Consider the following 20,326-nt stretch of genomic DNA (forward strand, 5'->3'; position numbering starts at 1 on the left):
TCAACGGCTTTGGCGCGATTACGCCCCTTTTTTAGGCATCCGCGCCGGTGCCGCGACAAGACGCAAAGAGCCGGAGCCCCGTCTCCGGTAAATATAATACAACCCCTATAAATAGTTATGGAGAAGACCCTGAAAAATCCGAGTTCTGTTGCTTCCGGAGGCGTCAATGGAGTGCGTTTTGGTCCGCCGGCATCGGGCGTTGCCGCCCGGGATGGACCAAAAGCCGCACCCAATCGCATAACGCGATCGATCGCGCTATTCTTCCCGGCAATGTGAGCGATATGCAATTGGCGGAGTGGGTTTATGCGAGGTCTTGAAGGCAGAAGCGCGATTGTCACCGGCGGCGGAAGCGGCATCGGCGCGGCGATCTGCCAAAGGCTTGGTGAGGAAGGCGCGCACGTTGCCGTTTTGGATGTCGACAAGGCAGGAGCGGAGAACACTGCCGCGGCAATCGCGGAAGACGGCGGCAATGCCAGGGCATTCAAAGTTGACATAACCGACCGGGAGGCGGTCTTCGGCGCTGTCGACACTCTGGCGCAATCCGGTTCGATGGATATCCTCGTCAACAACGCGGGATGGGACCGGCTTGTGCCGTTTGTGGAATCCGACACGGATCTTTGGACCAAGGTCATCGACATCAATCTTTATGGTCCCTTGCATGTCCATCACGCCGTCCTGCCCTTCATGGTCAAGCAAAGGCGGGGCCGCGTGATAAACATCGCGTCGGATGCCGGCCGGGTCGGATCGACCGGCGAAGCCGTTTACTCCGCCTGCAAGGGCGGGATCATCGCCTTCACCAAGACCATGGCGCGAGAGCTTGCCCGCTGCGGCATAAGGCTCAACGCCGTTTGCCCCGGCCCGACCGACACGCCGCTTTTTGCGGAATTTGCCGGCGACGGGCAAGGCGAGCGTATCAAGGCGGCGCTGGAAAAGGCCATTCCGGTGGGAAGGCTGGCACGGACGTCGGATTTTCCAGGCATCGTCTGCTTCCTGGCGAGTGACGACGCGGAATTCATCACCGGGCAGACAATCTCCGTATCAGGCGGTCTGACAATGAGCTGACGGCGGCTTGTAGCAGGCCGCTTCAGGCCGCCAACCCGTTAAATCGGGCAGTCGGGATCAAACTCCGGTTTGCGCTTTTCGCGCAGGGACGCCAGCCCCTCGCGGACATCCGGTCCCATGAAGCCAAGCATTTCGAGCGCCGTCGATGTATCGAAAATCGGACCGGCAGAGCGCAGCCAGTTGTTGAGGGCATATTTGGTCCATCGGATGGCGCTCTGAGAACCGCTGGACAAATCACGTGCGATCGTCAGGGCCGTATCCTGAAGCTCCGCGTCCTCCACGCACAGCGAGACAAGTCCTATGCGCTCGGCTTCTTCTCCCGTTACCGGCTTGCCGGTGAGGAGGTAGTATTTGGCTTTCGCCATGCCGCAAAGCAGCGGCCATATGATCGCCGCGACATCGCCCGCGGCAACGCCGAGACGCGGGTGGCCGTCGACGATGCGCGCGGCCTTGCCGGCAATCGAGATATCCGCCAGAAGGCCGACGACCAGGCCGGCGCCCGCCGCCGGACCGTTGATTGCCGAAACGATGGGCGTATTGCAATTGACGATGTTGTAGACGAGGTCCTTGGCTTCCTTCCATACCCGCATGAGCGTGCCATAGTCATCCGCCATCTCTTCGATCAGTTCGAAATCGCCGCCGGAGGAAAAGGCCTTTCCCTCACCGGTGACGATCACCGCGTTGACCTTCGGGTCGCGATCGATGTCACGCCAGATATCGGTGAGTTGACCGTGGGTCTCGCCATCAACCGAATTGAAGCTCTTCGGATTGCTGAACGTGATTCTGAGAATACGCTCCGCGGGATAATCGAGCTTCAGTTTCGAATAGGCCGCATACCGGTCGGTCATTGAAAATTCCTCCGTTTCAGAAGTCTGCTGGTACGGCCCACGCCGAACCTCAGGCTATTGGCGCCCGCTGAGGCAGTCAAACAACCCGCCAGGCACCGTGAAGCAGCATATCCGGGAAACTGACTAACATTCATTTCCCGGATATGCATTATCTTCGTCGTCGCGCAACGGAAAACGGGCTGGAATACCCATCGGTTACATGCGAAGGCTTTGTGCGGGAATCCGGGAGGAAACATGCCGACAGTCGCGATCAAAAACCAGGAACTGTTTTACATCCGCAATGGCGCGGATGAGCGCGCGGATGGGCTGGCAGTCGTTCTGGTTCACGGCGCCGGCGGCAGCACGGACGACTGGCCGGCCGAATGGCTGGAACCGCAGGCATCCGACGGCGGCCGTTTGAAGTCGATTCCCGTGTTCGCTGTCGATTTGCCGGGGCACGGCAAATCCGGCGGCGGCAGCCGGCAATCGGTCGCCGAATATGCGCAGGCAATTGCCGAATTCCTTGATGTGCTGAACTTGCCAAACGTCCTGCTGGCGGGGCACTCCATGGGCGGCGGCATCGCGCTGACGCTCGCTGTGGCGAACAATCCGCGCCTTGCCGGGATCGGTGTTTTGGCCAGTGCCGCGAAGTTGAATGTCAGCCCGGCTATTCTGGACGGGCTACAAAATCAGTTTGAAGCAACCATCGGCAATATCGTCAGATATTCCTGGCATCGCGATACTGACATCGCGCTCAAGGACGCGGCCCGCGATCGTCTTCTCAATTGCCCGCAAAATGTCGTGTATGACGATTTCCTTGCCTGCAGCCGTTACGATCTGACCGACCGGCTGGGCGACATCGCTATCCCTGTTCTGCTGATCGCCGCAGCGGATGATCGAATGGTGCCTGCCGAAACCGTGGTCTCCCTGGCCGGAAAACTGAAACACTCAAGGCAGATTGTCCTTGAAAACTGCGGCCACTATCTGCAGATCGAAAAGACGGACCTGACCGCCAGGGCCCTGGCGGACTTCCTGGAAAACGATCTCTCGGCCCCGCGCTGACAACGGCAATAAAATCCACCCGGAAAATGAAGGCCACCGGCGCCGGTTTCTAACGAACCGTGCTGCCAGTGGCCTTGCCTCCGGGACACCCGTCGGTGTCCTGTGACGGTCCCCTCTGGACCCGCTCTTAACGAAGCAAGCCATGTGCCAAACAGCATGCGCGCAATTTTCATAATATCTTTCAATATATTATAGAACAGGCTTCAAGTCTCGTAATCCGACCCATTATGCGCTGTCGGCGAAATAACGGGCGGCAGGCTCATTTTTTGTGCAGCGCAGCGCACCATAGGCGCGCTAGCCATTCAACTTGGAAAGGGCGCGCGTAACCTTGTTGATGAAGCGCTGTCTCGCCTGCTCGCTTGCGTGGTCCATGTCGTAGAGCTGCAACCATTTCATGCGGCAACGCGGATGGAACATGATGCGCATGCCGCGCATCAGGAAGTTGCGGCCCGGATTGCGAATCGCCTGCAGCCACCAGCGCGGCGAGCCCGACGTGGTGATGGCGAAGAAACGCCGGATGTTATGAAGCTTGCCGGTGATGCGGGTATCCTTTCCGGCCGGCACATCAAAGGCAACGCCCGGCAGGCAGACCCGCTCCAGCCAACCCTTCAGCATCGCCGGCGGGCCGTACATCCAGGTCGGAAAAATCAGAATGAGTGCATCGGCCCACTGCAGCGCGTCGGTATGGTCTTTGAGCGCGGCTATGTTGTTCTCAGGAGCGTGGAAATAGGAATACCACTCATCACGCCTGAGGACCGGATCGAAATTCTCTCGATGCAGGTCGATCACCCGCAACTCGTGACCGCGCTCGACAAGCGTCGACTGTACGCTTTGGAAAACCGATGCCGTATAGCTTTCTTCATGGGGATGACAGAAGACGATCAGTATTCGCACGGCACCTCCGGACACTCGGCGGACCGAAACTGGTCCGCAGATGACCTTACATCAATCCCCGCCGGTGCGGAAAATCAGGCGGCACTGTCTTGAGCCGGTGTAACACCGGTCGCAATCCGGCTCCACTGGACGGCTGCATCCTTATGGGGTTGCAGAATATCCGCCATGCCGCCCGCAAAAGCCTCGAAATCGGCCGCGTAAGTATCGCGTACGGCTGTCAAAACGGGAACATTTCTGTCAAGCGCCCTTTCGATTACGGCACGAAAGCCGTGACCGTCCGCTTCTCCCTTCCCGAACCGGTTGAGCACCAGAAGATCGACACCGCCCTCAAGCGCCGCGATCAAATCGCCGCACACGCCTGCCAGGGCCTGGGGATCGAGACGGCACCCCCTCGAGCCCGATCCGAGGGCCTGCGAAATACGCAACCGCCGGCCCGTCGCGACATCCTCAAGAAAGGTGACCGGACAGCAGCCGTCGCTCTCAGCCTTTTCACGCTGCACGACGCCAGCGATGCGAAGACCGTCGCCACGCAAAGCCTGAACGGTTTCGTCAAGCACCACATCAATATGAAATTCCGGCGCAAATCGTATCGCGGCAAGCCTGCGGAAAGGTATCGCGCTCATCCAGAAACTCCTTGGCATTACAGTCTTTTATACAGTCTTCAGTCCGATTTGTAAGGTCGCGGGTTTGGTGGCGGGACCGCCGGAACCCGCCCTCGCCCGCCACCTCGCCGCCGGCGGGCCGGCTCACAGCAGCATGGCGGCACCGGTTTTACCGGGGTATTCCATACCCCGCCGCACCGCCATGCGCCGCCCGAGACCGCGCAGATCCAGAGCGGTGAGCCGCGCCCGTGCAAGAGGCATCACAATGGCGTTCTCGACAATCAGATGCCGCCTTTCGTTCTTCGCAAAGCGATCCAGCAGCCCGGCGTTTTCCGGGCCGGGGAATCCCCTGCCACCGATTTTCAGGGCGTCGCGCAGCATGCCGGCGATACGGTCGGCATCAGCCCTGTCAACCGCATGTTCCGAGCTGAGATCGTCAAGCACCTTGCCGATGTCATCTTCCGGCATGGCACGCCGTCTGAGCAGCGGAAAAAGGTCCTCTTCCTCATCGATCACATGCAGGCTGAAATCCGCCATCATGAAGTGCAGGGCGGCGCTTGCTTTTTCCGCATCGAATTCATGGCCCTGAACAAACTCCTCCAGCACCTGACAGAGCGTGCGCTGGCGAAAATGGTCCGTCAGGATATATTGAAGCGGTGTGAGGAATTGCGCGACCGGCGGCGGCGTTTTCAGCGCTGCGATCGCCGTGGTTCTCGCTTCCTCAAGCCTGCTCATGGCCTTCGATCCTATTGCACCAGTGGCCCGTCGCCCGTCTCCAGGTCAACACCCCGGATATCGGCACGCCCCGCCAGAATGGAAATGTACTGGGATACGGCCCTCGACCACGCCCCTGCCTCGAGCCACACGCCAATACGGTCCCGAACCATGTCATAGGGCAGCCTGCGGCCGGGAACCTTGCGTTCGACCGAAACCACGTGGAAGCCGAAGCGGCTTTCTATCGGACTGGGTGAAATCTCACCCTCGCTCATCCGCGCGACGGCCTGTTCGAATTCGCGAACGGTGCTGCCGCGCGAGAGCTGCCCGAGATTGCCGCCCTGTTTGCCCGAGGGGCAGTCCGAATAGGACCGCGCGAGCGCCGGAAATTCCTCGGCTCGCGCCTTCAGCCGGCCGATCAGTTCCTCCGCGAGGGCCCGCTTTTGCCTCCGGGCGGATATATTGTCCGGCGCGGCCGCCAGCAGGATATGCCGGGCCTCGATCAGCGGTTCGGAGGAAAACCGGTCCGGGTTTTGCTCAAAATATCGCCGGCAGGCATCCTCATCGGCCGAGGGGATATTGACCTGCCGGTCGATCAGGACGCGGATGGCCGCGTCCTTTTCGGCTTCCAGGCGCCCCTGACCGTCTCTTGCCGGTTTGGCGTCGACGCCAAGACGTTTGGCTTCCTGCCAAAGCAATTCGCGAATGACGAGGGCTCTTGCCGCCTCCGCCAGAGCCTTGCCGGGATTTTCCGCCGGATGGTTCTGTGCTTCGGCAAGCAGTTCGGCCTCTTCAATTACGATGCCGTTGACACTGAGCGCGCGCGCAACCGGTTTTGCCCTGGGAGGCACGGATGTATCGGGCTTCTGATAGCCGGAATAGCTTTTCGCCGCCTTGCGGTCGGGGGCAAGCGACGGATTGGTGTAAATCGTCGCCATGATCTACTCCGCCGGTATCCTGTTGGGCGCTTCACGCCGGTTGCGCTCGCGCACGACCTGATAACCCGGCCGCCACAGATAGCGTATCGGCGCGGACAGCATGTGCACCAGCCGCGAGAACGGGAAGATGAGGAAGATCGTCAACCCGAGAAGGATGTGCAGCTGATACGGCCAGGCCTGCGCCGCGACCAGTTCCGCCGTTCCGTCAATGCGCAGCGTCAGAATACGCTGGGCCCATTCCGACAATGCCAGCATGACCGATCCATCCGCGTGTTGCAGTGAATAGGGCACGGTAATGAGACCGAGCACGAGCTGCGCCCAAAGGATGATCAGGATCGCATTGTCGGCAAATGTCGAGGTTGCACGGATTCGCGCATCGAAAAACCGCCGGTGGATCAGCATGGTCAGACCGATAAAGCAGATGATTCCCGCAATCGATCCGGCCACGATCGCCAGCATCTGTTTCGCTTCGGCCGAGATAAACGGCTTGTACATGAAATGCGGTGTCAGAAGGCCGACAAAATGCCCGAAAAACAGGAACAATATGCCGACATGGAACAGCACCGAGCCCCAGACAAGCTGCTTGCGCCGCAAGAGCTGCGAGGAGCCTGATCGCCAGCTATAGGGCTCGCGGTCATAGCGCAGGATACAGCCGATGATCATGATCGCCAGCGCCACATAGGGGTAAACGGTAAAGAGCAGTGTATTGAGATAATTCGACATGAAAGCCTCCGTTCAGGCGTTCGGCGCGGCGGCGCCGCTGTCCGGCTTGCGTTGATGAGCACGCAACTGGCGCTGCAGGCGGTCCGGCCCGCAGGCGTTCTCCCCGGCATTGCCGCCGAAGGTCACAACCTCTTCTTCCCAAATGCGGTCGAGGGCCTCCAGATCATCGGGATCGTCCGGGGGTTCTTGAAGAAGGCCCTCAAGAAGCGCCTCGTCCGGCTTTTCCCGGGCGATGATCTCCAGGGCTGCAAAGGCATTGGCATAGACGGATTTGCGCTTCTTCAGCCGTTCCCGCAAAGCCGCAAGGATATGGGTTGTCTGTCCCAGCACCTCACGTGCTTCCGCTTCGGGCCGGACCGAAAGGAACTCCAGAAACATCGGCAGATGATCGGGAAGCTCCCTCGCATTGATGTCGAATCCGCCCTTCCGGTACATCTCCATCAGATCGACCATCGCACCCCCGCGATCGCGGCTTTCGCCATGCACATGCTCGAACAGATGCAGCGAGAGCGTGCGCGTGCGGTCGAAGAGGTGGACGTAGCGCTCCTGCGCGTCGTAGAGGTCGAGCCCGGCGATATTGTCGGCGAGCCGCGTCAGCAGACGCACCGCGCGTTCGTCAACACCGGTGTCACCGGTCAATACCGCTTTGAGTTCCGGCATCTCGTCCTGCAGCTCCCTGGTGGGATATGTCAGCAGCAGCGAGACAATCTTGAGCGTACGGTTCATCAGACCTGCTCCTTGAAGAGATCGGTTGGCGTCTGAGTGGTGCGGGTCCGCCGCGAACCGAAGAGATCGGTATCCGACGCGCCGCCGGAACAGCCGTTTCCGAAGGAAAAGCCGCAGGAGCCGCGTACATCATAGGCATCCTCGCTGATTTCGCGGTGGGTCGTCGGAATGACGAAACGGTCCTCGTAATTGGCGATGGCCATGACGTGGTACATGTCTTCGACCATCTGGCCGGTCAGACCGGCTTTCTCGGCAATCGCCTCGTCAATGACGCCGTCGACCGTCTTGGCCCGCATATAGGCGCGCATCGCCAGCATCCGTTCGAGTGCCGATACGATCGGCGCTTCCTTGCCCGCCGTCAGAAGGTTCGCCAGGTAACGGACCGGAATGCGCAGGGATTTCACATCCGGCATCTCGCCTTCCACGCCGATCTTGCCGGCTTCGGCCGCGGACTGCACCGGCGACAATGGCGGGATGTACCAGACCATCGGAAGTGTCCGGTATTCCGGATGCAGCGGAAACGCGACCTTCCAGTCGATGGCCATCTTGTAGACCGGTGAATGTTTGGCGGCTTCGAGCCAGGCGTCCGGAACGCCGTCCTTTCCCGCCTGCTCGATGACCTTCGGATCGTTCGGGTCGAGGAACACCTTCAGCTGTTCCTCATAAAGGTCCTTCTGATCCGCCGTCGAGGCAGCCTCGGAAATCGCGTCGGCGTCATAGAGGATGACGCCCAGATAGCGGATGCGCCCGACACAGGTCTCGGAGCAGACGGTCGGATGACCGGCTTCGATGCGCGGATAGCAGAAGACGCATTTCTCCGATTTGCCGGAAGACCAGTTGTAGTAGATCTTCTTGTAGGGGCAGCCCGACACGCACATGCGCCAGCCGCGGCATTTCTCCTGGTCGATAAGGACGATACCGTCATCTTCACGTTTGTAGATCGCGCCGGACGGGCAGGCCGCGACACAGGTCGGGTTGAGGCAGTGCTCGCACAGCCGCGGCAGGTACATCATGAAGGTGTTTTCGAACTCGCCGTAGATCTCCTTCTCGACGCCGTCGAAATTGTAGTCCTGTGACCGCTTGGAAAACTCCCCACCGAGAATTTCCTCCCAGTTGGGACCCCATTCGATCTTTTCCATGCGCTCGCCGCTGACGAGCGAACGCGGGCGCGCCGTCGGCATCGTCTGGCTTTCGCCGGCCGTCTGCAGATGACCGTAGTCGAAGTCGAACGGCTCGTAATAGTCGTCGATTTCGGGCAGATCCGGATTGGCGAAGATCTTCGACAGGATGCGCCATTTGGCGCCCATCCTGGGTTCGATCTTGCCGTTGCCGTTGCGGACCCAGCCGCCGTTCCATTTCTTCTGGTTTTCCCACTGCTTGGGATAGCCGACGCCCGGTTTCGTCTCGACATTGTTGAACCAGGCGTATTCGACGCCCTCACGATTGGTCCAGACGTTCTTGCAGGTCACCGAGCAGGTGTGGCACCCGATGCATTTATCGAGGTTCAGCACCATTCCGATTTGCGCGCGGATTTTCATTCTGCCGCCTCCGTATTCTTGGACACCTGCCCGTTGTACGGACCCTCCATCCAGTCGACATTCTCAAGCTTGTGAACGACCACGAACTCGTCACGGTTCGCGCCGACGGTTCCGTAGTAGTTGAAGCCGTAGGATTGTTGCGCGTAACCGCCGATCATGTGGGTCGGCTTGGTGATGGCCCGCGTGACGGAGTTGTGAATGCCGCCGCGCTGGCCGGTTACCTGCGAACCCGGCGTGTTCACGATCTTTTCCTGTGCGTGGTACATGAAGATCGTTCCGTCCTTCATGCGTTGCGACACCACCGCGCGGGCAACGATCGCGCCGTTGACGTTGAAGACCTCGACCCAGTCATTGTCGACAAGGCCGGCCTTCTTCGCATCCGCCTCGGATATCCAGACCACCGGACCGCCCCTGTTGAGCGTGAGCATCATCAGGTTGTCCGAATAGGTCGAGTGAATGCCCCATTTCTGGTGCGGTGTGATGAAGTTCAGCACCACCTGCGGCCGGCCGTTCGATTTGCTCTCGATCACCGGATTGATCGTCTTGGTGTCGATCGGCGGCCGGTAGACGCAGAACGCCTCGCCGAATGCGCGCATCCACAAATGATCCTGATAGAGCTGCTGACGTCCGCTGATCGTGCGCCAGGGGATCAGCTCATGCACATTCGTGTAGCCGGCATTGTAGCAGACCTTCTCCGATTCCAGCCCCGACCAGGTCGGCGAAGAAATGATCTTGCGCGGCTGGGCGACGACGTCGCGGAAGCGGATTTTCTCATCCTCCTTGGGCACGGCAAGATGGGTGTGGTCCCTGCCGGTATTCTTCGACAGGGCTTCCCAGGCCTTGACCGCCACCTCGCCATTGGTTTCGGGAGCGAGCGAAAGGATGACCTCGCTGGCATCGATATCGGTCTCGATCCTCGGGCGTCCCTGGGTAGCGCCCTCTTCGGTCACCACGCCGTTCAGGCGGCCGAGCTGTTCGACCTCATGCTCGGTGTTCCAGGAAATGCCCTTGCCGCCATTGCCGAGTTTGTCCATCAGCGGACCAAGAGCGGTAAAGCGCTTGTAGAGGTTCGGATAGTCGCGCTCGACCACCGCCACGGCCGGCATGGTCTTGCCGGGCACCGGATCGGTCTCGCCCTTTTTCCAGTCCCTGACGCCCATCGGCTGCGCCAGCTCGCCCGGCGTGTCGTGCAGGATCGGAACGAGCACGACATCCTTTTCGACACCGAGGATTTCCGGGGCGACCTCGGAGAACTTCTTGGCAATGCCCTTGAAGATGTCCCAGTCGCTGCGTGCATCCCAGGCCGGGTCGGCCGCGCTTGTCAGCGGGTGAATGAAGGGATGCATATCCGACGTATTGAGATCGTTCTTCTCGTACCAGGTCGCCGTCGGAAGCACGATGTCGGAATAGACGCAGGTCGTCGACATACGGAAATCCAGGGTGACCAGAAGATCCAGCTTGCCCTCCGGCGCTTCGTCGTGCCAGACGGCCTCCATGGCTCTCTGGCGACCCTCATCGCCGAGATCCTTGCCGAGGACGCCGTGACTTGTGCCCAGAAGATGCTTCAGGAAGTATTCGTGTCCCTTGCCCGATGAACCCAGAAGGTTCGAGCGCCAGACAAACAGGTTGCGCGGCCAGTTGGCCTCGTGGTCGGGGTCCTCGCAGGACATCTGCAGTTCGCCCGATTTCAGCTGTTCGGCGACCAGATCCTTGGCGTCCTTGCCGGTTTCCTCAGCAGCCTTGGCGACATCCAGCGGATTTGTCTTGAGCTGCGGTGCGGATGGAAGCCAGCCCATGCGCTCGGCGCGGATGTTGTAGTCGATCAGCGTTCCGTCCCAGGGGCCGTCAGGCGCGGTTGGCGACAGGATCTCATCGACCTTGAGCGACTCGTAGCGCCACTGATCCGTATGGGCGTAGTAGAATGACGTGGAGTTCATCTGCCGCGGCGGGCGACCCCAGTCGAGCCCGAACGCCAGCGGCAGCCAGCCGGTCTGCGGCCGCAGCTTTTCCTGGCCCACATAGTGGCTCCAGCCACCGCCGGACTGGCCGACACAACCGCACATCACCAGAAGATTGATGATGCCGCGATAGTTCATATCCATGTGGTACCAGTGGTTCAGCCCGGCACCCAGGATGACCATTGAGCGGCCGTTGGTCTTTTCCGCATTGGTGGCGAATTCCCTGGCGACGGTGATGATCTGCTCGCGCGGCACGCCGGTGACCTTCTCGGCCCATGCCGGCGTATAGGGCAGGTCATCGTCGTAGGATGTCGCCGAATTGCTGTCTTCCAGCCCGCGGTCGAGGCCGTAATTGGCGACAAACAGATCGAACACAGTGGCAACCATCGCCTCACCCTCGGCAAGGTCCAGCCGCTTCGCCGGGACCGAACGGACCAGCACGCTGTCATGGTCCGTACCTTCGAAATGATCGTGTTCGCGATTGCCGAAATAGGGAAAGGCGACATTGGCGATTTCGTCGTGGTCGCTGTCGAGGATCAGGCTCATCCCGAGATCGATGTCGCGACCCTTGCCGTCCTTCGATTCAAGGTTCCATTTGCCCTGCTCGCCCCAGCGGAAACCGATCGACCCTTGCGGCGCGACCGGTTCGCCGGTCTTTTCGTCGATCGCCACGGTCTTCCAGTCCGGATTGTTCTCCTCGCCGAGGCCGCCCTTGAAATCGGACGCCCGCAGCAACCGGTCCGGCACATGGTTGCCGTTCTTCCTGACCAGACGCACCAGCATCGGCATGTCGGTGTAGCGGCGGCAATAATCCTCGAAATACTCCGCCTGGCGGTCGAGATGATATTCCCGCAGGATCACATGCCCCATCGCCATGGCAAGCGCCGCATCGGTGCCCTGCTTGGGGTGCAGCCACATATCGGAGAATTTGGACGCTTCCGAATAGTCGGGCGAAACGACGACGGATTTGGTCCCCTTGTAGCGGACCTCGGTGTAGAAATGCGCATCGGGCGTGCGCGTCTGCGGCACGTTGGAGCCCCACAGCATCAGGAAGCCGGCATTGTACCAGTCCGCGGATTCGGGCACATCCGTCTGCTCGCCCCAGGTCATCGGCGAGGACGGCGGCAGATCGCAATACCAGTCGTAGAACGACATGCACACGCCGCCCATCAGCGACAGATAGCGCGATCCGGCGGCATAGGAGACCATCGACATGGCCGGGATCGGTGAAAAGCCGATCACGCGGTCCGGACCCCAGCGCCGTGCCGTATAGGCGTTCGCGGCCGCGATGATTTCATTGACCTCGTCCCAGGTGGCCCGCACGAAACCGCCAAGCCCGCGCACCTTGATATATTCGGCCCGCTTTGCCGGATCCTCCTGAATCGCAGTCCAGGCGCCGACCGGCGTTTTAACAGCCCGCTCCTTGCGCCAGAGCCTCAAGAGCCGCGAGCGGATCAGCGGGTGTTTGACCCTGTTGGCCGAATACATGTACCAGCTGTAGCTCGCGCCGCGTGAGCAGCCGCGAGGCTCATGGTTCGGCAGGTCCGGCCGCGTGCGGGGATAATCGGTCTGCTGCGTTTCCCAGGTCACGATCCCGCCCTTGACGTAAATCTTCCAGGAACAGGACCCCGTGCAGTTCACGCCATGCGTCGAGCGCACGATCTTGTCGTGCTGCCAGCGTTTGCGATAGCTGTCTTCCCAGTCGCGGGACTCGTTTGTGGTAATTCCGTGCCCTTGCGAGAAGGTTCCCGTATTGCTCGGAGCCAGGAAGTTCAGGCGGCTGAGGAGTTGACTCATCGGTATCCTCCGGTTGCGGTGGCGGCGAACCCGTCTGAACTTTTGTATGAGCCGTTCAGGGCGCTCGTCGTTGATTTACAACGAACAATCCGCCCTGTACCGCTGTCTGGAATTGATCTAAGTCAACCACCGGCCCCGCCGATGAAGAAACAAGACCGTCGGCGGCAAGCCGCAAGAAAGGGCGGTCCCGACGTCAACGAACCAGATTGCAGTTCCACACACAGCCTGCTAACTACATCAATTGAACTCTTGATATTTTTAAAGGATTGATCGGTGCGCCCGTCCGACCTGCCACAGGTAAGATCGCTGGAACTCTTCGAGAGCATGAGCGATTCGAACTTCGAGAAGCTGATGCAGGCCGCCTATCTGCAGACCTTTCCCGCACAGCTCGAGTTGATAACCGAGGGCGATCCCGCCGATTTCCTCTACATTGTCATTGAAGGCTGCGTTGAACTTTTCGCGCGCACCAACGGACGTGAATCGACGATGGGAATGGTGCGTCCGGTCGGCACGTTCATCCTCGCGGCGGTCCTGAAGGACGCCGTCTATCTGATGTCGGCCAGGACCTGCCAGCGCTGCAAGCTGCTCATGGTTCCCTCGGAAAACATCCGCGACGCGTTCGAGAATGATGAGGAATTCGCACGCTCGATCGTGATTGAACTGGCGAGCTGCTATCGCACCGTCGTGAAGGAGCACAAGGACTTGAAACTCCGCACGGCGGTCGAGCGGCTGGCAAACCGCCTGCTGCGCTACAACGGCGATCAGGGCGACAGCGGCACCCTGGAACTTCCCCATGACAAGCGCACGCTCGCGTCGCTGCTCGGCATGACGCCGGAGAATCTCTCGCGCGCGTTCAACACGCTCAAGCCCTACGGCGTCATTGTCCAGGGAAACAGGATCAGCCTCGAAGACATCGCCTCGCTGAAGACGCTGGCAAAACCGAACCCGCTCATCGACGACCGCGCGACCTGAACAAGCGCCAAACACGTAACCACGGGCCTGACCCACACCCTGCCGCTGGACGCCAATGTGCAGTTCATGACGGTCATGGCGACGACGATGCCCTATATCGGACGCGGCTGAACCGAACGTCTGCGCTGCGACGGAGAACGGCCGAACCTGCGCCGGTAGCTGTCCGAAAAATGGGCCGATGTGGCAAACCCAGCCGCCAGCGCCACCTCGGTGATGCTCAGCGGCGATTGCATCAGCAGCGCATCGGCCTTGTCGAGACGCAGATCACGATAAAACCCCATCGTGGTTCGCCCGAGCTTGTCGTGAAACAGCCGGTTGAGCTGGCGCGCGCCAAGCCCGGACAGTCTTGCCAGCTGATCCAGCGCCAGGGGGTCGGCGATATGGTCCTCCATAAGCTCGATGGCCTGGAGAACCGGCCGGTTGGACGTCCCGTACCGTTCAATGGCGCCCGCCCGCTGCGGTCCGCCGGCCGGGCGTATCTCCGTATGCACGAACCAGTCGCTCACGCGCCGCGCGAAGGCCGGGCCGCGATGCGCCGTGATCAGCGCATGCATCATATCCAGTGCCGCCATGCCTCCGGCGCAGGTCAGCCTGTCGCGATCGATGACGTAGATGCTGCGCTCAAGCAGAAGCGACGGGGAAAGCTCGCCGAGCGCCTCCGCATGCTCCCAGTGAACCGTCATGCGCCGCCCGCCCATGATCCCTGATCTGGCCAGGATGACCGGCCCTCCGGAGACGCCGCCCATAATGACACCGCGGCGCGCCAGGTGCCGCAGCCAGTGGAACACCCGCTCGTCCGAGAACCGTTCGGCATCGCCGCCCGCGACAACGATGATCAGGTCGAAATCGACACGCTCGCCCAGATGCGTGGTGGCTTTGACGACGGCGCCGCTCGAGCTGACCGACTGTGCGCCGACGACCGGCAACTGGGAAATCTCATAGACGTCGCGGCCGGCCAGCGCATTGGCCGCCCGCAGCGGCTCGACGGCGGCCGAATAAGACATCAGCGCAAAACCGTCGACAAGCAGGAAGCCGATCCTGAGCGGTGTTTTCGTGGCGGTGAGAATGTCCATTTTTCGAAAGAACACGACGTAATCAGGAAAGTCAATCGAGGCGAATGACTTCAATGATGCGTTCCGAAACCGGAGGACGCCGACCATCGACTGCGATGGTCGGCCAATCCGGAGAACAGAACGCAGCACCGATCGCACCATCAGGACCGGAGACGCCAATGGCCCACAAATCCGACATCGAAATCGCTCGCGCCGCAAACAAGCTTCCGATCCAGGAGATCGGCGCCAAGCTCGACATACCCTCAGACAGTCTTCTGCCCTACGGCCATGACAAGGCGAAGGTCTCGGCCGAGTTCATCGCAGGCGTCTCCGGCCGCTCCGACGGCAAGCTGGTCCTCGTGACCGCGATCAATCCGACGCCGGCCGGCGAAGGCAAGACGACAACGACCGTCGGCCTCGGCGACGGCCTCAATCGCATCGGCAAAAAGACGGCGATCTGCATCCGCGAAGCCTCGCTTGGCCCCTGTTTCGGCATGAAGGGCGGCGCGGCCGGCGGCGGATATGCACAGGTCGTTCCGATGGAGGATATGAACCTTCACTTCACCGGCGATTTCCATGCGATCACCTCGGCGCACAATCTGCTGTCGGCGATGATCGATAACCACATCTATTGGGGCAATGCGCTCGATATCGACATTCGCCGCGTCAGCTGGCGGCGGGTGATGGATATGAACGACCGGGCCCTGCGCGAAATCCTCTGTTCGCTCGGCGGTGTCGCAAACGGCTTTCCGCGCGAGGGCGGCTTCGACATCACCGTGGCGTCCGAGGTGATGGCGATCCTGTGCCTGTCGAACGATCTGGAAGACCTTGAAAAGCGCCTCGGCGACATCATCATCGGCTACCGCCGCGACCGCTCACCGGTCTATTGCCGCGACATCAAGGCGGACGGCGCGATGGCGGTGCTCCTGAAGGACGCCATGCAGCCGAACCTCGTTCAGACACTGGAAAACAATCCGGCCTTCGTCCATGGCGGCCCGTTCGCCAACATCGCCCATGGCTGCAACTCGGTGGTGGCCACCAAGACGGCCCTGAAGGTCGCTGACTACGTGGTCACCGAAGCCGGCTTCGGCGCCGATCTCGGCGCGGAAAAATTCATGAACATCAAATGCCGCAAGGCGGGGATCGCTCCGGATGCGGTCGTGATCGTCGCAACGGTCAGGGCCATGAAGATGAACGGCGGTATCGGGAAAGAGGACCTCGGCGCCGAGGATGTGGAGGCCGTTCAGCGCGGATGCGCGAACCTCGGACGCCATATCGAGAACGTCAAATCCTTCGGCGTGCCGGCGGTCGTTGCCATCAACCACTTCGTCACCGATACGGATGCCGAGGTCGAAGCCGTCAAGGAATATGTCGCCAGCCTCGGTTCGGAAGCGATCCTGTGCAAGCACTGGGCGGAAGGCTCCGCCGGCATCACGGACCTTGCCACCCGCATTGCCGAGATCGCCGACAGCGGCATGGCCCAGTTTTCAACGCTCTATCCCGACGACATGGGCTTGTTCGAAAAAATCGAAACCATCGCCAAACGCATCTACCGGGCCGACGAGGTGCTGGCCGACAAGAAAATCCGCGACCAGCTTCGCCAGTGGGAAGACGCCGGTTTCGGCGATCTGCCGGTCTGTATGGCCAAGACGCAATACTCCTTCTCGACCGACCCCAACCTTCGCGGCGCGCCCACCGGCCACAGCGTGCCCGTCCGCGAGGTGCGCCTGTCCGCCGGCGCCGGCTTCATCGTGGTGATCTGCGGCCAGATCATGACCATGCCCGGCCTGCCCCGCACGCCGTCGGCCGAAGCGATCAGGCTCAACGACGCCGGTCATATCGAGGGTCTGTTCTAGGATCTTCAAGCAAGGCGACCGGCAGTTCCGTCCGATACGCCACAAGAAAAACGCGCCGCGTGGAGGCAAAATCCGCGCGGCGCCTTTTTTGTCGGCATGCCCGTCACATCATGGGCCGAACAGCGAACCGCCCGCACGGTTGAATTCGAGCGCATCATCTTGCCGTTTCAAATAACCGGAATTTGAAATAAAGTCCCGCGAGACTCGAATGCAAAGCCGCGCTCCGGATGAACACAATCCCCCTCAAACATGGTTCCATGACAGAAAATCCGCCGGATTCCGAAACCGAGATCATTTGCTCCATCAAGAATGTTTCGAAGATCTATGATGGCGGCTTCAAGGCGCTTGAAACGGTGTCGCTCGACATCCGGCAGGGCGAAATCCTGGCGCTTCTCGGCCCAAACGGAGCAGGCAAGACAACGCTGATTTCGATCATCTGCGGCATCGTGAAATCGAGCGATGGCTCGGTGCATGTCGGCGGCTACGATGTGGTGGAGAATTACCGCCAGAGCCGGAGCCTGATCGGTCTTGTGCCGCAGGAGGTCAATCTCGAGCCCTTTGAGACCGTCAACAACACGGTGACGTTCTCGCGCGGGCTGTTCGGCAAACCGGGAGACCCGGACCACCTTGAAAGCGTACTGCGGCGGCTGTCCCTGTGGGACAAGCGCAAGGATCAGATCGTCACGCTTTCCGGCGGCATGAAGCGGCGGGTGCTGATCGCCAAGGCCCTGTCGCACGAACCGCGCGTGCTTTTCCTCGACGAACCGACCGCCGGCGTGGATGTCGAACTGCGCAAGGACATGTGGGACATCGTCCGTGCCCTTCAGGCGGACGGCGTCACCATCATCCTGACGACCCATTATATCGAGGAAGCCGAGGCCATTGCCGACCGCGTCGGCATTATCGACAAGGGCAAGCTGCTGCTGGTGGAGGAAAAATCCGAACTGATGCAGCGGCTCGGGACAAAACAGATCCGGATTGAACTGGACGACGACGTCGGCACGATCCCCGACAGCCTGTCCTCCTACGGCCTGGAGATCGACGGCAGCGGCAATGCGCTGATCTACACCTACGACCCCACCGGGGGGCGCACCGGCATCACCTCGCTGTTCAGCGATCTGAAGGCGGCCGGCCTCGTCCTGCGCGACGTCCGGACCCATCAGAGCTCGCTGGAAGAAATCTTCGTTGATCTGATCAAGGGCCGGTCATGAACCTCCACGCAATCAAGGCGATATATGTTTTCGAGATGTCGCGGACATTTCGGACCCTGCTTCAAAGCGTTGTCTCGCCGGTTCTTTCGACGTCGCTCTATTTTGTCGTGTTCGGCGCCGCGATCGGCTCGCGGTTCGCCGAGATCGAGGGGATCAGCTACGGCACCTTTATCGTACCCGGGCTGATCATGCTGACGGTCCTGACCCAAAGCGTGTCCAATGCCTCCTTCGGCATCTATTTTCCGCGTTTCATCGGCACCATTCAGGAAATCCTGTCCGCGCCGATCTCAAGCCTCGAGATCGTCACCGGCTATGTCGGCGCCGCGGCGACCAAATCCTTTATCATCGGCATCGTTATCCTGCTCACCGCCAATCTGTTCGTGCCGCTGAGGATCGACCACCCCGTCTGGATGCTCGGTATCCTGCTCATGACATGCATATCCTTCAGCCTGTTCGGGTTCATCATCGGCATCCGGGCAAAGAATTTCGAGCAGCTTCAACTGATCCCGCTTCTGGTGATCACGCCGCTGGTGTTTCTCGGCGGCAGTTTTTACTCGATCGCAATGCTGCCCCCGCTCTGGCAAAAGATCACGCTGTTCAACCCGGTGGTCTATCTGATTTCCGGATTCCGCTGGAGCTTCTTCGGCGCGGGCGATGTCGGCGTGGGCCTGAGCCTTGCCATGGTCGCACTGTTCTTCACCGCCTGTCTGGCAACCATCATGTGGATCTTCAAGACCGGCTACCGCATCCGGGACTAGGAAAATCCCGCTCTTCCACAGGCGTCACAGGCAGCCGGCATTAAATTGAAAGAAAACTATCACAGAACTGAGACCCTACGGTCACGGCAGCACTCGAACCTGACATCCTCACACGTTAGGAAGGAGTGGCATGATGCATTCCAGGAAGTTATTGACGACCTTGGCTGTCCTGCTCGCCGGTACGGCGGCGGCCATCGCCAAGGATGCAAGCTATATCGGATCCGTCGAGACGATCGACGGAGATGCGGGCGACAAGGCGCGCGGCACGGTCTTTCTCGACACAAACCGGAATTCAAAGCGGGACGACGGCGAGGCGGGCGTTCAGGGGGTCATGGTCTCCAATGGTCGCGAGGTCGTCTTGACCGGGGCGGACGGCAGCTACGAACTGCCCGCCTATGACGACATGAACCTTTTCGTCACCAAGCCGGCCGGTCATGCGACACCGGTCGACAAGGACATGATCCCGCAATTCAACTATATCCACAAGGTCGCCGGCTCCCCCGATTTGCGCTATGGCGGCATCGCACCGACCGGTCCCCTGCCCGCCCAGATCAATTTCCCGCTGATCGAAGACGGCTCCGGCAGCACTTTCGATTGCCTGATCTTCGGCGACGTCCAGGCCTACACCAACCGCGAAATCGGCTATGTGCGCGAGACCCTCGGCAAAATGCTGGCGAACCGGGATAACGGCAGCACCGAATGCCTGATCTATACCGGCGACGTGGCCGGCGACGACCTGTCGCTCTATCCCCGCATCAAGGCCATCGGCGCCGTCGGCGGCGTTCCGCAATACTGGGTCGGCGGCAATCACGACCTCGACTTCGATGCCGAGGACGATGCCCATTCCTTCGACACATTCCGTGCCGAATGGGGGCCGGAATACTATTCCTTCGACGTCGGCAACGTGCACTTCGTCACGCTCGACAATGTGCGCTATCCCTGTAACGGCGTCGATCCGCATCCGTTCTGCTCACCCGACAAGAAATCCACCTATAACGGCGTCATTTCGGACCGGCAGCTTGCCTGGCTTGCCAACGATCTCGCCAACGTGCCGCGGGACAAGCTGATCGTCATCAGCGCGCATATTCCCTTCCAGACCTTCACCGACAACACGGCGGCAAAACACCAGACCGACAATTTCGACGCGCTGGCAGCTTTGCTCGAGGGCCGACCGGTGCTCGGCCTATCCGGCCACACGCACACCACGGAAAACATTCTGCCTGGGGAAGATTACGAGGGCTGGGAAAAAAACACCAAAGTGCCGTCGGCGCCGTTCCACCAGATTGTCACTGGCGCCGTCTCCGGTTCCTGGTGGGCCGGCGACCTGAATGACGAAGGCGTGCCGGAATCCACCCAGCGCCTCGGCTCGCCGCGCGGCTACTACCAGATCGAATTCAATGGCTCCGACTATGTCGACACCTATTTCAGGTTCGGCGGCGAAGAAGACGAACAGATGCATGTCTCCTTCAATTCGCCGAGGTTCCGCGACTGGGCCGAGGACCTGCTCGCCTATGTCGAGCTATACGGCGTGCCGTCGGACGTCCCGCCCCCGGTGACGATCAACGATCTTTACGATCTCAACCTTTTGACCAGAGCGGATCTGGAGGGCGGCACCTGGGTGGCTGTGAATGTGTGG

General features: G+C 60.6%; 17 protein-coding genes. 7 read left to right on the forward strand and 10 right to left on the reverse strand.

The features are described 5' to 3' along the window. Window positions 1–303: 303 nt before the first annotated feature. The gene (locus AC5E6N_RS15685) at window positions 304–1,062 is read left to right on the forward strand and encodes a glucose 1-dehydrogenase (RefSeq protein WP_491748689.1); all 759 of its coding nucleotides are present in this window, start codon (window positions 304–306) and stop codon (window positions 1,060–1,062) included. A gap of 38 nt (window positions 1,063–1,100) precedes the next feature. On the opposite strand, the gene AC5E6N_RS15690 is transcribed toward AC5E6N_RS15685, so the two are convergent. After that, complete coding sequence (locus AC5E6N_RS15690) at window positions 1,101–1,910, reverse strand: enoyl-CoA hydratase/isomerase family protein (protein WP_491748690.1); 810 nt, start codon at window positions 1,908–1,910, stop codon at window positions 1,101–1,103. Between the two features lie 234 nt (window positions 1,911–2,144). Here AC5E6N_RS15690 and AC5E6N_RS15695 point away from each other — a divergent pair, with 234 nt between their 5' ends. Beyond that, on the forward strand, window positions 2,145–2,951 hold the full coding sequence (locus AC5E6N_RS15695; protein WP_491748691.1) for an alpha/beta fold hydrolase: 807 nt from the start codon (window positions 2,145–2,147) through the stop codon (window positions 2,949–2,951). A gap of 294 nt (window positions 2,952–3,245) precedes the next feature. Here the strand turns inward: AC5E6N_RS15695 and AC5E6N_RS15700 are convergent, their stop codons facing one another. The 8 genes from AC5E6N_RS15700 to AC5E6N_RS15735 all read right to left on the reverse strand — a co-directional run bounded on the left by AC5E6N_RS15700 (window position 3,246) and on the right by AC5E6N_RS15735 (window position 12,841). Beyond that, entirely contained in the window at window positions 3,246–3,860 is a 615-nt protein-coding gene (locus AC5E6N_RS15700; protein ID WP_491748692.1) for an NAD(P)H-dependent oxidoreductase, read from the reverse strand. A 59-nt stretch (window positions 3,861–3,919) separates the two neighbouring features. Then, the gene (locus AC5E6N_RS15705) at window positions 3,920–4,468 is read right to left on the reverse strand and encodes a DUF2478 domain-containing protein (protein ID WP_491748693.1); all 549 of its coding nucleotides are present in this window, start codon (window positions 4,466–4,468) and stop codon (window positions 3,920–3,922) included. Window positions 4,469–4,591: 123 nt separating this feature from the next. After that, window positions 4,592–5,182 (reverse strand): hemerythrin domain-containing protein, encoded by a 591-nt coding sequence (locus AC5E6N_RS15710; RefSeq protein WP_491748694.1) that lies wholly within the window; start codon window positions 5,180–5,182, stop codon window positions 4,592–4,594. An 11-nt stretch (window positions 5,183–5,193) separates the two neighbouring features. Next, window positions 5,194–6,099 carry a peptidylprolyl isomerase gene (locus tag AC5E6N_RS15715; RefSeq protein WP_491748695.1) on the reverse strand — a complete coding sequence of 302 codons (906 nt, stop codon included), beginning with the start codon at window positions 6,097–6,099 and terminating at the stop codon, window positions 5,194–5,196. 3 nt (window positions 6,100–6,102) lie between these two features. Next, on the reverse strand, window positions 6,103–6,822 hold the full coding sequence (gene narI, locus AC5E6N_RS15720; protein WP_491687693.1) for a respiratory nitrate reductase subunit gamma: 720 nt from the start codon (window positions 6,820–6,822) through the stop codon (window positions 6,103–6,105). A 12-nt stretch (window positions 6,823–6,834) separates the two neighbouring features. Next, complete coding sequence (gene narJ, locus AC5E6N_RS15725; RefSeq protein WP_491748696.1) at window positions 6,835–7,548, reverse strand: nitrate reductase molybdenum cofactor assembly chaperone; 714 nt, start codon at window positions 7,546–7,548, stop codon at window positions 6,835–6,837. After that, entirely contained in the window at window positions 7,548–9,086 is a 1,539-nt protein-coding gene (gene narH / locus AC5E6N_RS15730) for a nitrate reductase subunit beta (protein WP_491748697.1), read from the reverse strand. The genes narJ and narH overlap by 1 nt, the downstream gene beginning before the upstream one ends. Next, window positions 9,083–12,841, reverse strand: coding sequence for a nitrate reductase subunit alpha (locus AC5E6N_RS15735; protein ID WP_491748698.1), 3,759 nt, complete (start codon window positions 12,839–12,841; stop codon window positions 9,083–9,085). Before AC5E6N_RS15735 ends, narH begins: the two co-directional genes overlap by 4 nt. Before the next feature lie 273 nt (window positions 12,842–13,114). On the opposite strand from AC5E6N_RS15735, the gene AC5E6N_RS15740 reads away from it, so the two are divergent. Then, complete coding sequence (locus tag AC5E6N_RS15740; RefSeq protein WP_491748699.1) at window positions 13,115–13,813, forward strand: cyclic nucleotide-binding domain-containing protein; 699 nt, start codon at window positions 13,115–13,117, stop codon at window positions 13,811–13,813. A gap of 92 nt (window positions 13,814–13,905) precedes the next feature. Here AC5E6N_RS15740 and AC5E6N_RS15745 read toward each other — a convergent pair whose 3' ends face one another. Next, entirely contained in the window at window positions 13,906–14,940 is a 1,035-nt protein-coding gene (locus tag AC5E6N_RS15745) for a GlxA family transcriptional regulator (RefSeq protein WP_491748700.1), read from the reverse strand. A gap of 104 nt (window positions 14,941–15,044) precedes the next feature. Between AC5E6N_RS15745 and AC5E6N_RS15750 the strand changes: the two genes are divergently transcribed. The 4 genes from AC5E6N_RS15750 to AC5E6N_RS15765 all read left to right on the forward strand — a co-directional run. Further along, entirely contained in the window at window positions 15,045–16,721 is a 1,677-nt protein-coding gene (locus AC5E6N_RS15750) for a formate--tetrahydrofolate ligase (RefSeq protein WP_491748701.1), read from the forward strand. A gap of 257 nt (window positions 16,722–16,978) precedes the next feature. Beyond that, window positions 16,979–17,932: an ABC transporter ATP-binding protein gene (locus tag AC5E6N_RS15755; protein ID WP_491748702.1), complete on the forward strand. Its 954-nt coding sequence runs from the start codon at window positions 16,979–16,981 to the stop codon at window positions 17,930–17,932. Then, complete coding sequence (locus AC5E6N_RS15760) at window positions 17,929–18,690, forward strand: ABC transporter permease (protein WP_491748703.1); 762 nt, start codon at window positions 17,929–17,931, stop codon at window positions 18,688–18,690. Before AC5E6N_RS15755 ends, AC5E6N_RS15760 begins: the two co-directional genes overlap by 4 nt. A gap of 133 nt (window positions 18,691–18,823) precedes the next feature. Then, window positions 18,824–20,326: calcineurin-like phosphoesterase C-terminal domain-containing protein (locus AC5E6N_RS15765; RefSeq protein WP_491748704.1), on the forward strand; the 1,503-nt coding region annotated here is incomplete at its 3' end.

It is taken from the genome of Hoeflea sp., from assembly GCF_984452065.1.